The sequence below is a fragment of the Paenibacillus ginsengarvi genome, assembly GCF_003626695.1.
Taxonomy (GTDB): domain Bacteria; phylum Bacillota; class Bacilli; order Paenibacillales; family NBRC-103111; genus Paenibacillus_AB; species Paenibacillus_AB ginsengarvi.
This window is the reverse complement of sequence record NZ_RBAH01000031.1, coordinates 43,547-56,735: the sequence shown is the minus strand read 5'-3', so window position 1 is coordinate 56,735 and position 13,189 is coordinate 43,547. Positions and strand designations below refer to the sequence as shown.

15 protein-coding genes are annotated in these 13,189 nt (G+C 43.5%); 5 read left to right on the top strand and 10 right to left on the bottom strand.

Annotation, left to right across the window (positions count from 1 at the left end):
- Positions 1–12: 12 nt before the first annotated feature.
- The 5 genes from D7M11_RS30395 to D7M11_RS30370 form a co-directional block, all read right to left on the bottom strand.
- Positions 13–405, bottom strand: coding sequence for an isochorismatase family protein (locus D7M11_RS30395; RefSeq protein ID WP_120751040.1), 393 nt, complete (start codon positions 403–405; stop codon positions 13–15).
- 643 nt (positions 406–1,048) lie between these two features.
- Positions 1,049–2,164, bottom strand: coding sequence for an aminopeptidase (locus D7M11_RS30385; protein ID WP_120751038.1), 1,116 nt, complete (start codon positions 2,162–2,164; stop codon positions 1,049–1,051).
- A gap of 349 nt (positions 2,165–2,513) precedes the next feature.
- Positions 2,514–2,981 (bottom strand): phage tail protein, encoded by a 468-nt coding sequence (locus tag D7M11_RS30380; RefSeq protein ID WP_120751037.1) that lies wholly within the window; start codon positions 2,979–2,981, stop codon positions 2,514–2,516.
- Positions 2,982–3,006: 25 nt separating this feature from the next.
- Positions 3,007–3,486, bottom strand: a complete 480-nt coding sequence (locus D7M11_RS30375) for a GyrI-like domain-containing protein (RefSeq protein ID WP_120751036.1) — start codon at positions 3,484–3,486, stop codon at positions 3,007–3,009.
- A 134-nt stretch (positions 3,487–3,620) separates the two neighbouring features.
- Positions 3,621–4,043: a DoxX family protein gene (locus D7M11_RS30370; RefSeq protein ID WP_120751035.1), complete on the bottom strand. Its 423-nt coding sequence runs from the start codon at positions 4,041–4,043 to the stop codon at positions 3,621–3,623.
- 116 nt (positions 4,044–4,159) lie between these two features.
- Between D7M11_RS30370 and D7M11_RS30365 the strand changes: the two genes are divergently transcribed.
- Both D7M11_RS30365 and D7M11_RS30360 read left to right on the top strand, forming a co-directional pair.
- Positions 4,160–5,125 carry a helix-turn-helix transcriptional regulator gene (locus D7M11_RS30365; protein WP_120751034.1) on the top strand — a complete coding sequence of 322 codons (966 nt, stop codon included), beginning with the start codon at positions 4,160–4,162 and terminating at the stop codon, positions 5,123–5,125.
- A 313-nt stretch (positions 5,126–5,438) separates the two neighbouring features.
- Entirely contained in the window at positions 5,439–5,858 is a 420-nt protein-coding gene (locus tag D7M11_RS30360; protein WP_120751033.1) for a GNAT family N-acetyltransferase, read from the top strand.
- Between the two features lie 314 nt (positions 5,859–6,172).
- Here D7M11_RS30360 and D7M11_RS30355 read toward each other — a convergent pair whose 3' ends face one another.
- The 3 genes from D7M11_RS30355 to D7M11_RS36585 form a co-directional block, all read right to left on the bottom strand.
- Positions 6,173–6,835, bottom strand: a complete 663-nt coding sequence (locus D7M11_RS30355; protein ID WP_120751032.1) for a Type 1 glutamine amidotransferase-like domain-containing protein — start codon at positions 6,833–6,835, stop codon at positions 6,173–6,175.
- 134 nt (positions 6,836–6,969) lie between these two features.
- Positions 6,970–7,752, bottom strand: coding sequence for a hypothetical protein (locus D7M11_RS30350; RefSeq protein WP_120751031.1), 783 nt, complete (start codon positions 7,750–7,752; stop codon positions 6,970–6,972).
- A gap of 284 nt (positions 7,753–8,036) precedes the next feature.
- Positions 8,037–8,198, bottom strand: coding sequence for a helix-turn-helix transcriptional regulator (locus D7M11_RS36585; RefSeq protein WP_158606922.1), 162 nt, complete (start codon positions 8,196–8,198; stop codon positions 8,037–8,039).
- Between the two features lie 294 nt (positions 8,199–8,492).
- Here D7M11_RS36585 and D7M11_RS30345 point away from each other — a divergent pair, with 294 nt between their 5' ends.
- Together D7M11_RS30345 and D7M11_RS30340 are read left to right on the top strand one after the other, a co-directional pair.
- Positions 8,493–9,038, top strand: a complete 546-nt coding sequence (locus D7M11_RS30345; protein WP_120751030.1) for an RNA polymerase sigma factor — start codon at positions 8,493–8,495, stop codon at positions 9,036–9,038.
- Positions 9,025–9,723 carry a hypothetical protein gene (locus D7M11_RS30340; RefSeq protein WP_120751029.1) on the top strand — a complete coding sequence of 233 codons (699 nt, stop codon included), beginning with the start codon at positions 9,025–9,027 and terminating at the stop codon, positions 9,721–9,723. Before D7M11_RS30345 ends, D7M11_RS30340 begins: the two co-directional genes overlap by 14 nt.
- Before the next feature lie 69 nt (positions 9,724–9,792).
- Here the strand turns inward: D7M11_RS30340 and D7M11_RS30335 are convergent, their stop codons facing one another.
- Both D7M11_RS30335 and D7M11_RS30330 read right to left on the bottom strand, forming a co-directional pair.
- Positions 9,793–10,287 carry a hypothetical protein gene (locus D7M11_RS30335; protein WP_120751028.1) on the bottom strand — a complete coding sequence of 165 codons (495 nt, stop codon included), beginning with the start codon at positions 10,285–10,287 and terminating at the stop codon, positions 9,793–9,795.
- A gap of 4 nt (positions 10,288–10,291) precedes the next feature.
- Entirely contained in the window at positions 10,292–12,511 is a 2,220-nt protein-coding gene (locus D7M11_RS30330; protein WP_158606921.1) for a PrsW family glutamic-type intramembrane protease, read from the bottom strand.
- Positions 12,512–12,850: 339 nt separating this feature from the next.
- On the opposite strand from D7M11_RS30330, the gene D7M11_RS30325 reads away from it, so the two are divergent.
- Positions 12,851–13,150 (top strand): hypothetical protein, encoded by a 300-nt coding sequence (locus D7M11_RS30325; RefSeq protein ID WP_120751026.1) that lies wholly within the window; start codon positions 12,851–12,853, stop codon positions 13,148–13,150.
- Positions 13,151–13,189 lie beyond the last annotated feature (39 nt).

Here is a 13,189-nt window from a genome sequence, read left to right as displayed (position 1 = left end):
CGTGTATTTACCTTAAGCGTCGTTCAATGCCGCCTTCATTAATTCTGTCGAAGTGGTAGTATAACCGATGTCGGTTTCATAAATCCTTAAAAATACAAACCTCATCCAACCGCCTTCAGGATTTTCAGTATCAATCGTGTCTGGAAATTCACTTGAATTCGTACAATCTCTCAACATCACAACACGATAATTATTATGACGAGCGCCAATGCAAGTATGGAATAAACATGATTTTATATGAAATCCTGCAGCAACTATCGTATCTATATTCCATGTTTTTAGATAATAATCGAGCACTGTACCGTTGAATCCATCTTTATGTGATTTTGGAATAACAGCTTCGGATTCTAACGGCTGAATGGATGGATTGAATACAGGGATTATCGGTTTCCAGCTATTTTCCAAATAATAATGACCTCAGTACGATTCTGATCTCGCGAGTGCCGCTTGTCCGCAGGATTCCACCTTGAGAGATACAGAAGATTGAAGATCGGTGTCGGACCAAGGCCGAATGACCCGCAGCGTGAATACAGTGCTATGTGAGTCTCTTGCCTTTCTTGGAATACCTGAATCTGTAGTTTCTTCTTATGTTTCTAACATTCAAAATGATATTGCAAAAAGTAATAATCACCGTTCCCCAATAAACTACGTAATCATATCTGTAATCTCCAAATAACCAAACTCCAAGTAGCATTATCATCATTGAAAAAATAATGTAGATTACAGCTAAAAGTTGTAGATAAACTAATTCATTCCATGAGTTTTTATTCTGAATTTGAATAAAAAGATAATTAAGAATTAGTGATACTATCGACAACCCTACTATCAAGTACAAATAATATTCCGGGTCATACCCTGCAATGTACTGTCCCATATAATCCACTAAAGTTACGAAGGATACCAATTCAAAAAAGATTAAGGCGAATAAGATCAGAAAAATCATTAATCTGAGGAATTCCATTTTTAGATTTTTCATGTTCTTATCCCCCTGCTCCAGCAAATTTCACGTATCGTCTTCACTAACTTTCACAATTTCAACCCATACCAACTATTTTAAATGATCCGGATTCAGAACTTGTAACTCAGTAGGTACGAAAATCCCATCTTTGCGAATGAGCGTATCATCAAACCATATTTCCCCTCCGCCATATTCTACCCGTTGGATTGCGACTAGATCCCAATGAAGCTGGGACCAGTTATCGTTCCCAGGGGACTTCATCGGAACACATCCCGGAGTAAAGTGAAAGCTCCCCCAAATCTTTTCATCAAATAACGTATCTTTCATCGGTTTTTCAATATAAGGATGGAGTCCGATACCAAATTCCCCGATGTATCTTGAGCCCTCATCGGTATTTAATAGTTGATTAATCCTGTTGACATCGTTTGCTGTTGCATCCGTTATCTTTCCATCTTGAAACTCAAGTCGAACGTTTTCGTACAAAAAACCGTCTTTCATTGAAGGGGTATTGTATGAAATGTACCCATTAACCGAATGTTTGACAGGCATCGTGTAAACCTCTCCATCGGGCAGATTCATAATTCCCGCATCTTTAACGATCGGCATATTTTTGATGGAGAACTGCAATTCTGTTCCGGGCCCTATTATTTTTACCCGGTCTGTTCGATTCATCAGTTCCACCAAGCTGTCCATAGCTTTGTCCAATTTCGAATAATCGAAATTACAGGTGTTAAAATAAAGCTCTTCCATCTCTTCGGTCGACATGTTAGCTTGCTGGGCCATCGCATGGTTAGGGTAACGAAGAATACACCATTTCGTGTTATCATATCGTTCGGCATTGATTACACGTGCATAATGCTTTTTATACAAACTCATTTTGTCGTAATTTATTCCGCTCAATTGATTGGCATTTTCTCCGGCACGAATGAGAATATAAGCATCCATATCTTTTACTCTAGAAAGATCGTACGCCGCCATTGCTGCTATTTGTTCTTCATTACATCCTTTTATTATTTCCCGCAGCAGCTCATGATTGTGTATGACTAGATATGGATTACCGCCAACTTTATAGGCTTGTTTAATCAATTCTTTTGCTAGCGGCGTCTCTAAACCGTCCAGTTCAATTAGTAAGTTTTCTCCGGGCTGGAGTTTTACAGAATAATGAATGAGATTACTGGCTAGCTGTTCCATCCTAGGATCTCTCATAATAATAGTAAGCCCCTTTTTTATTAGTCAGCAGCATTTGTTTTCCAGCCTCTGTCATTCCGCTAATTCTTGATTTTGTACTTAATGTAAATTCCCGTACTAAAAGAAGCGAATAAAGCTCATTCTATCTCCACTCCCCAATTCAAAATCTTGACTTTAGAATAAACCAATTATTTACTTTTGAGGTGGGAAAGTAAGGTTATAGTTAAAATATTCTCCCGATCTCTGAGCTATAGAGCAAGAGTCCTCTGGTCACCGTTCAGCATATCGGGTCCATCGGCGAAAACAAATGGCGGCCTTGTGGCCGCCAAGAGTTATTATTAACTTTGTTTCATTTCATATATTTGCTTTAATATTCTCCTTTTATGACGAAGAACGAACCTCGAATGGTCCCGGCCAGTTTGGACTTCTGTCTTGCAAATTTGAACTTCTTCTCTTCTAGCTCCTTAGGTACTTCCATCCCCTCAGAAAGCTTGAAGCCTACGGCCCGCTTCTTAGGATCATCCACTGTATAAAGGACGTTGACCGCTAGACCGTCCTCATAAAAGACGAAGGCCCATCTGATATTATCTACTTGAAAATGCGATGTTTCCAGCGGTTGAGCCGCAAATTCAATACCACGTTCTTCTTTCAAAATGCGTTTCACATAATCAAGCGTCTCCTGGCTCTCGCCGGCTGGTACGGTCGTAAATTCGTGCTTGTATTTGTTCATGAAGTAACGGGCTTCATTCGCACGCATACCAGCTAACGCTTTTGCTACCGGCGAAGATTCCAGACCAACCGTAGACACATTTTTAAAATCAACGATAGTGGACATTCCTCATTCCTCCTTCTAATTTCGTTTACCTCTCCACAACCGGAATCCACATTTCCCCATATACGAGGCTATCCCGCTGCCCCATCTCAACGGTTGCATTGGGCCCGCCCACATAGGCGTAATTATCGGCTGCTGGCAAGACTTGACCGAAGGCAATGCCAGTAAGCATGCTACTCAACTCATCAGCCGACTTCCCCTCTCCTTTAACAACGAGATACTGTCCCTTAGGAAATTGAATCACTCTATGTTCTTCCGGTACTGATGCATCTGTCATCACGCCAGCGTAATACATCATCTTGTGATTGACCGCTTCGTTTACGGCAAACATATAATCGTTCGCAGCAATCGCCCTTAACGCGTCAAGCCTTCCATCCTGCTCCACTGACCGCCAAAAGTTTTCCTTCTCCTTATTCATGCCGACATAATCCGTGTAATCGCTCTTCAGCTCCGTTCCAATACCCAGAACGATAAAGCTGTCTTTCTCTTCAAAGGCATAGGTTGCCATGATTCCAGCTCCTTTATTGAATGAATCCATTGATTTGTTTATTCACTTGATAGGTTTATCATAAGCCTTAATAATGTCAAAATATGAAACTGTTTATCGAATTCAGGAGTGGACTGGCGTTGATTCCACTTTCATTAGAGTCTGCGACTTTTCGGGCGCAGCGCCCAGGAGGCGATGCCAAGAGCGGCATAGAAAAGCGGAAGAATAACATGGAATCCCCCATCCCCATAATCATGAGCGAACACATGAGATAAGGCAGCACCTGTCATTAGAAAAAAGATACCGCTATAAGCCCATTCCTTAAGCCGCGGGAAACCTGGTATTACGATCGTAATGACTCCAAGCAATTTCCAAGTCCCGAGAATGTTCGTGATATATAAAGGGAATCCAATATCGGTGACTAAATCGACATTGCCGCCATATCGCATCAATTGCCCGATCCCGCTTAATGCAATAGAGAATGCGAGAACGATCGTGACGATCCAATAAGCGACCGTCCTTCCGATAGGACGGGATTCAACCTTCGCGATCTTTTCATTACCGGTAAACGTACTCATTCCAATTCCTCCTTTGATCTCGTTTATTTGAATGGATCAAGTCTTTTGTTCTTCCACTTGATGAGTTTATAATAACAATAAATCATGTCAAAATATGATACTATTTAGAGGGCCCCATGAAAAAAGTAGAACGGATTAACATCATCATGCGGTACATCAACAACCGCGCCCATTTTACCATTTCGGAAATCATGCACGAGTTTAACATCTCCCGTTCGACGGCGATTCGAGACATCAGGGAAATTGAAGCGATGGGAATGCCTCTAGTCGCCGAAGTAGGAAGGGATGGGGGCTATTTTGTGATGAACAACTCCGTCCTGCCCACTGTCCGCTTTACCGATAATGAGATTAAAGCTCTTTTTATCGCCTTCATGGCCACAAGAAATCTGGAGCTCCCTTATCTCAAAAGCCGCCACTCTTTAGCAGAAAAATTGCTTGGCCTCATCTCTCAAAACCAACAAGATGATCTTGTCCTGTTAAATCAAATCTTACTCTTCGAAGGCACCAACCCCCACAATCCAGACCTGCTTGATCTATCAGATTTGCCCCATCCTATGCTAGAGCAACTCATTCAGATCCTTCTTGAAGACTGCTACTTAGTGGTATTCGTCGAAGAAGGGGGAGAACTAAAGTCTCATCCCATCTATCTCATGCGCCTATATCGTGAAAAAAGCTCTTGGCAAATTGAAGGCTTCGATCTAGTGGAGGGGAAAAGGCGGATTATTCCTGTCGACAATCTCACCGATGTCAAACCATACCCCGAGAAAAAAAGAATAAGCAAGAAGAAAATTGTAGAGCAACTAAGAAAGCAGGAAGATGCCATCAACTTAGTCCTCGAACTCGGTCCAAAGGCGATCGCCCAGTTCAAAAAGTACCATCCTTTAAAAATTACAATTTCGTATACGAATCCTTATCAGACTACCGCTATTTTAAAGACGTTCATCCATGTTCATCACCCGGATGAATTGACCGAAATAACAAATTGGCTGCTTTTCTTAGGTGGAGATATCAAGGTCAAGGAAATACCGAAAGAAGTTGTAGAAAGGTTACAGGAGAGAGTGGAGGTGTTGGGGAACAAATAATGGACCATAACTATGGCCTGTAGAGCTCATTGAAGATAAAGCGACCGCATAGTAATCAATTTTTGAAAGATGCCATTTTCGCACTCCACGAGGTTAGGGACGATTATTTCGCCGTCACTTATGGAAGGGTTCAGCATATCATCTATAGGGCGAAATCTGGAGCTAGCATAATCGGCGGCCTGGACATATGTGATTCAACTATCGTTCTTCGTTAGTTGAATAAATTAGCTTTTGTCGTCTATCATAATTATATAAAAAAAGCCCCCCATTTCTCATATCATGGTACATATACAAAGGAAACGAGAGTGAAGATGTGCATATTAGAGTGGCAAATGAATATGACTCACCAGCTTTAAGAAAGATATATTTGGAATCCCGCCGTAAAAGTTTTCATTGGGCGGATATAGAAGCAATGACTTTAGATGATTTTGATAAGCATACAGAAGGAGAGTATATCTTTTTAGTAGAGGAGAATAAGCAAATCCTCGGATTTGCTTCTCTGTACTTGCCGGATAACTTTATCCATAATGTATTCGTCCACCCCGATTTCTTCGGTAAGGGTGTTGGTGGTCTGTTGCTCTATGCCTCTATAGAAAAAATGAAAAAACCGATTAGATTAAAGTGTGTATCAGAAAATCATGCGGCGATGAAATTTTATGAGAGTAAGGGCTGGAAGAAAATCGTTGAAGAAGGTAACCCGCACGAAAAATATTGGGTTATGGAATACAATTGACCTCTCCGCGCATCGCAATTCGAATCAGCGCTCATGTGCATATGACGTCCCAAGCATGAGCTAGTATGTAAACGGTATTTCCCCCTTCTCAATCATATTCGTTGCTCCGATTATCATTTATTAAGATGACTAGGAATAGGACTACCCCTGATTGAAAAAAGAAAGGAATTCGAACGCTCAAGATGGACAATGTTGTTGTCACGGCAACAACTCCATTCCGAGCGCGAATTCTATTTCTGTAACGATGGAGCTAAGATGGTTCGAACCTCAGAATGACGGTTCCTTCCGCCTACGTTTTTAGCAGCGGACTAAGATCAGGGCGTGAACAGTTTCCAATGCCCTTCGGAGACAACTTCGACCGCTCCGTCGATCACTTTGATGGCGGTCTGATCATCAATCGCATACGCCGGCCCCTGCAGCCCGGCGGCCCATTTCTCTGCAGCAGCCATGGTGTTTCCCGGCAACATCTCGTGATCCAGATGCGGAAACATTGCAAAATCAACCAGTCTCAGCGTTTCATCGCCACCGTCGGGTGGAGTCCAGCCAACGAAATATTCCCCGATATTAGGTGCCATCACCATGCTCCCGGCGCTTAGTCCCACATAGACCGCGTTCAGCGACGGCAAGAGCTCTGCCAGTCCGGACTGCCGCATCCAGTAACACAGATACAAGGGGTCACCGCCATTCACTAGCAGAACGTCAGTCTCCTTGACCATAGGAACCCACAGCTCTTCATCGATGCTGGGCAGCGCGGTGAGCTCCAGCACCCCCAGGGACTTCCAGCCCAGTTCACACATCGGTGTGGTGGCTTGCCCGCTGAAGAACCGCCATGCGTGGCTTGCACCGCCGGGTATGGCGTATACCGCAGTAGGAATGCAGAGGGCGCTAGACTCGGCAATCGGTTTGTCCAGCATATCAACCAGCGCTTCGTGTATGCTTTTGTTTTTGATGCCTGCAGATGTAAGCAGTAATTTCATAATTCCACTCCTTAGCGTTATGTGTATCTGTCGTTTGATCCTTACTCTCCTTCTTTGAGATCTGTGTTCTAACTAATGACTAAATACTAGCACACATTCTGAGTTCCGATTTATTTTTGATTGCTGTCTTTATATCAGTTAGTAGTATCTTCTCGAAACAAAAGTCTTGTGCAGTGTGTCGACCAGAATCTTTTTGTTGCGTTTAAGAATGCGAAACCCTCTTCAATTAGCCGCAATGCCTTTTCCGGTGATTGTTCTTGCGGGTAGTAAGACTGCACCGAACTAAGGAAGTTTGCCGCCATGCCCCCTACTTCTACTTCATTAGAGAGCAGAGAGACCGCCTCTTGTTTTTTCAAATTCCATATACGAATTCCATCTTGATGAATTACAGTAAGTAACTGAAAAACAACAGGCCAGACTACCGTGCACATTAATCTGGCGCAACGTTCAATTCGATCTTCCCCATGGTCCAATAATTGATGCGGATGAAAGGCAGCTTCTGGCTGTAGTCGGTTCAGTGAGGCTACAGCATCCTGAAAAATTTGATCATTGGTCGCTTCAGGCTCCAGTAATTGCCCGGCCAATAGCTGATAACTGCCGGGAATAGGCGGCAAATATTTATTTGTTTTTGGAGATATAACACTGAATTGAATATAACGGAACGGATGAACGTTTATTTCGCTTAAAGCTTGATGGAGATTGATGCAGGTTTCAATAGGCAAAGCACCTGATTCGTTAAGGCCTGTCTCATCCACATAAAGCACGTAATCGATATCGCTGCTACCAGCAATGAAACCGCCTTTAACAGCCGATCCCTGTACTATCAATCCTCTAAAAGAGGACTTAACATGATGTAACATGATGTCGCGCACAGCTAAATTGATTCGCTCGGCAGCTGCTTGAATGGACTCTTCCAATTTGATCACCTCATAATAACATAGAGAAATTATGATATCGTCTCAAATTGCAACTAGGTTGTCAATCTTTTTCGAGCAAATTGGCACAGAGTTGCAACATTTTTACTCATCATCCCTATTAACCCTTAATAAAAAGAACCATGTAGACTATTTCTACATGATTCTTCAAAATCTTGCTTATACGAATTGGCAGCCTTGTTCTGCGCAGCACGAACCGCGCGGAATATTAGCCGTTCAGTGCCTGGCACGTTCAAGCACCTTAATCACAAGCACTTGGCTCCGCACTAATCCGTGAGCTCTTCTGCCGCGCAACACCGTTCCGCCCTCCACTGCTGCGGGCTGGCCCCGTATGTCCGTTTGAACAGCCAAGAGAAGTAATGGATGCTGTTGAAGCCTGTTTCCAGCTTTAGTATTGAGAACGCTTCCAAATCAAGCCTTCGTACCAATCTCACCTCCATTCATCTGCTTTATCGGATGTCCCTATCATATTAAAAAGCCGCGATGGCGTCTTTGTAGTATCTATCCTAATCTTGCATATAAGAGCAAGAGTTAGAATCGAATTCTAACGATACTTTGCACATCGCATTGGCAAATTGCATTTGCACATTCTTGACAAACCAGCAGGGCAATTCTGGCCCCTATCCGTCTCCAGACACGCGGTTTGCAAAATGAGCGGTATTTATTTCTTTTTTGGGAACCTTTTACGGTTAACTTAGTCTTTTTAATAAAGAGGTGAAAACATGAATGACGACTATTTGAGGCATATCACTAAGATTGATCATTCGGTTATTAGTGATATTACGAAGACCTATTGGAAGGATGTGTGGAATTACGCTTTTCTAATTACGAAGGATCCTAATCAATCCAACGATATTGCTCAGGACGTATTCGTGAAAGCCTTCAAATCGATCGGTTCTTATAGAGGCGAAGGTTCCGTCAAAGCGTGGCTTCTGGCCATCACGCGTAACACAGCGTATACATACCTAAGATCCGCCTTTTTCCGAAAAGTAACCCTATCTCCAGTTGTGCTCTTAAACGCAAGCGGGGACTCGGCAGAGAAAGAATTCTTTGACAAAAACCTTATCAATGAAGTTTGGTTAGCTGTTATGGATCTTCCGCGGCATTATCGGGAAGTTGTCGTGCTTGATGCACAATTCGAGATGTCGGTTGAAGAAATATCTTCGTTCCTGGGTATTTCGAAAGGTACAGTGAAGTCACGTATTCACCGCGCACGTAAAATTTTAACTAAAAAATTCAAGGAGGAGGACGGATATGTCAGAGAATAAACCACAGTGGTATAACGATTTGAAAAATGGACCTATAGTAAGCGTTTCTGAACCCACATTAGAAATCATTAACGATATTGAAAGAAGAGTAATCCGTACCCGGACCTCAAAAGCTAAAAAGGGCCTTATTTGGATACCTTTTGCACTCTGCCTTGTAGTTGTCCTATTGACTACCGGGGATTTTTGGATGAAAAATCAGGGTATTATCTCAACCCATCCTCCTTCAGATTTCGAACAGGTATTTGACAGTAACGGAGATTTAATCGCTATGGACAAGAAATGGCTCATGCGAAGCAACACCTTCGAAGCTTATCAAGCTTTTTCCAAAAACAAAACCGATGAAATGCTTATAGGAATGGAGCCCTTGGATATTCTTCAAATATACGCATATGCCTCCGGAAAAGGCGATTACGAAACGTTGTATGCATTATTTATCCAAGGTTATGGTATTCCGTCCCGTGAAGATTATCTATCAGATGTAGCCAAAGATCCGGGATTGCAAGAACGATCAAAGAGTCAGTGGAATTATTGGAAAAAAATGTATCGGTTAAAAGAGGAAGTAAATGGAAACCAAGTCACAGTTCGAATGATCGCTCCCGATTCATCAAACATAAGTGGACCTATTTTCCGTTTGAATAAGAACGATAACGGCATTTGGAAAGTCGTCTGGCCATTAGTTCAGTAGGCTCGTGCGCATGCAAAAAAGGCTTATTCCTCCTCGTCGTTCAAGTTGGAATAAGCCTTTGAAAATGTATTAATCGTTTGTTGAATGTTTAGGGTTTTTATAACACCAATCCGAGTCATAAGGTACGGATTTTAATTTTTGCATGTCTTCCCAACTGTAAACCCAATCATAATCCGCAACCCAAAAATAGTCGTCGGGATTGGACTCGAGATAATGATACACAAAACGAAATACTAGCTCTTCAACGCCATAAATGTCTTCCATTGTTCCTACTTGATATAGTTTATTATTGGAATCCAAGCCTACGTCTTGATTATAAAAAAAATCGAGATGCGGATTGTCCAATGCGTCTACATAAAGTAAAAACGAGTCATTGTTTTCTCGAACATTCTTATCGCTGATACTCAACGTCGTAGAAAGAAATTGTCCGCCCGAGGCGTAATTTTTACTATTATGAAAGTTCAGCATCACATCTGCATGAAAAGCGGAAATGATCGAATCGGCTAAAAGACGTTCCGGCGTATATTTGTTTGGACTCGTTAATATGGAAGCAGAAGTCCCCATCCTATTACAAAACCTCCTTCAAATTCTCAAGCGAATTAACGATTGTGACGCCTTTGGATTTTATGTTTTCTAGCATGGTTTGATGTTCGGGCCTTAGATTATTCAAAGGCTTATCAATATACAAGATAACCTTTTTATTGTCCGGATTAAAGAATAAATCATGATTCGGATCGGTAAATTTATTAAATTGGTCTTCCTTCACCGCTTTAATTGACGCTTTGACTTCAATAATCGCATCTTTTGTAACAACATCTAAATCACCCGCGGCTTCACCGGTATGCTTCATAACTTTTTGGCCGTACCCGATTACTTCGCTTTCTTTTCTTACAAAGTCGGCAACTTTAGCCTCGGTTGCTTTACCAACGTTTGAGCTATTTAAAGTATTATCAATATCTCTCCTAATATTTTTCGGATGTTGATCCACCCAAGTAAGTTCATTTCCCGCCGGATTCGTATATTTCGTTTTATTTCCATCCTTAACTACGCTGCCAATGGTCTCGTCCTGTCCCGCCCCCTCCTCGGCTTTCTCCTTATTCGGCGTATCGTCATCCGGCTTCTTGGGATCGTCCGAATGCTTACCCGGGCTTTGGCCGTCGCTTTTCGGAGGTTTCGGACGAACCGGGACTTCAACATCCGGCTTCCGGGAACCGAGCTTGTCCAGAAGCTTGCGCACATAGCGGCGTCCTTTCTTTCCTACCCATCCTAGCGCTTTGCCGAACGGGATTCGGCTCAGTACGATGCCCACAGCCACGGAAAGCGCATTTTCGGGAGTGAGCAGCTTCTTCGGATCGCGGATGTAGCCGGCAATCTCATGTCCGCTCCCGGCGATGCTCGCCCCCGTCATCGCGATGCCTAAAGCCGGCCAGAATCCGACGAACAACAGCGACAAGGCAAGGGCCCCTAGCACGATCGCGCCCTGTTCATACCATTCCAGCCGATCCCACCAATTTTGCAGCGAATCGAACATACAGGCGAAACATGCTGTTGATCCTCCGCCCGTATGAGCCCCAATGCTTGCGAACAGACCCGTCACAAGCAAAATCACCGCAAGTCCGGTCAGCATCTGGAGAAGAGCTTTTACCCGGGCCTGAATAGGCTCCTGCCGTTCGGCCGCTTCCTCGTTCCCGTAGAGCACATGAAAACCAAGCTCCCTGCGCTCCCGGTAAAAGCCGAGCCAATATAGGAATTTCCCCCGATCTGTACAAAAAGAGCGGATCGTATTCAACAGCTCGGTAAGCGGATTAAGAATCAGCTCGTTTGGCAGCGATGGAAGTCGGTCTCGTATTTTGTTCAGCGCCCAATAATCGGCAATCAGCGATGCAGCCAGCATAAGCAAGAATACCGGCTGAGTTTTATAACCGCTGCCGGCTAAATCATGCAGCCAGAACACCCAATCCGGCAGCTTGTGCTGGCCGTTATACGCCGCATGATCCAGAATGGACCACAGTAAAATGATGACCGGCAACAGAACCATCCATTTCGTCAGTCTGGCGCGCAGCCGAAAAGCAATTCCGCACGCAAGCGCGATCATAGCGGTATGTACGGGATGACCGACGGTCATTAGCGTCGGAAACAGACTTTCTTCAAAACGCCCGGGAAACAGCGAGAAAAAATCCCAATGAATCGTTTCGCCGCCCAGCATCGTAAAGCTGTATCCGAACTTTTTCGCAAGAATGCCGGAATTTAGCCATCTTCGCGAAAGCTCCTCCATCAGCTGGAAGCCGACGCCGGTCGCCGCGCCGATGAGCGTATAATCGCTTAAGCTCAACGCAGAAGCACGGCGCGAGAACAACAGAAATAGGCCAAGCGGGAGGAGCTTCCACAACTCTTCGAAAATCGGCGTAAGTACGGCGATGGACCAAGTGTCGGAAGTTTTTCCGCCGAAAAGCGTATGGAATATTTGGACCGTAAGCGAAGTGAAAGGTATGACAAAAAACACTCCTGCCAGAACGAACCAAACGATCTGTTTCCACTGCATGGTTTTGCTTCGGCACAGAAACCAAAATTGCAGCAGCACGTAAAACGACCATACATATTGAACGATCATCGTGCGCGATTCTTTGACGAAAAACAAGCTGCAAACAAATACGATTAACGACAACCAAGAAAAAATCGCATACGCTCTTTGAATAAACGGATATTTCTCAACCCAGGATTGGCAAGTTAAATAGATGGCCTCAAGGAAGTCACGAATTACGGTTCGAATAGACCAGATCGTATTCACACGGCAATCGCCTCCTCCAAAGCCGACCTCGTATGAGCGGGACGTCTCCCTTAACGACGGTCCGGCCATGAATACGCCCGCAACATGTATCTAACCTATTTCTCGCGGGTTACTGGTATTATAGACATACTTGGCAAAAGGCGGCAAAAGGCGCTGGTCTCAAATCTTGGTGGATTCTGTCGATAAAAAACCGGGAACCTGGCTTGCTCCTCCCAACCTGATGAAAGTGTGCCTCTTGCTCAGCCCGTAGAAATCTGTCTTATAAATGTCACTGGCTTCACATCTCTCATTATTATACAATTGAACGAAATGTCGACTACTTAATGGAGGAGAACTATAGTGAAACGAGAGCATATCGTCCATTTTAAAATTATAAGCAAAGCGGGAACGCGGCTGCTAAGAGGACTTATTTATTTGGAGGAAAATCAGGAGCCTACATTGCAAGATTTTGAGAAGTGCCTTAAAGACTGCGGTCACGATGTACGCATAGAAAATAAAGAAAAGTTCATTTTCAAAGCGTTTAAACCCGGAGAAGAGTATCTTATCGATGTACTGGAAGATTACGAGGATTCTCATACAAGGGATCGGCATATGGAAAGCTTGGCCAAAACGTTCATGAAAGATAACAACCTCATTTAATATGCAGTTGCCCTGAATCCTTCCTTTCATCCCCTCCGT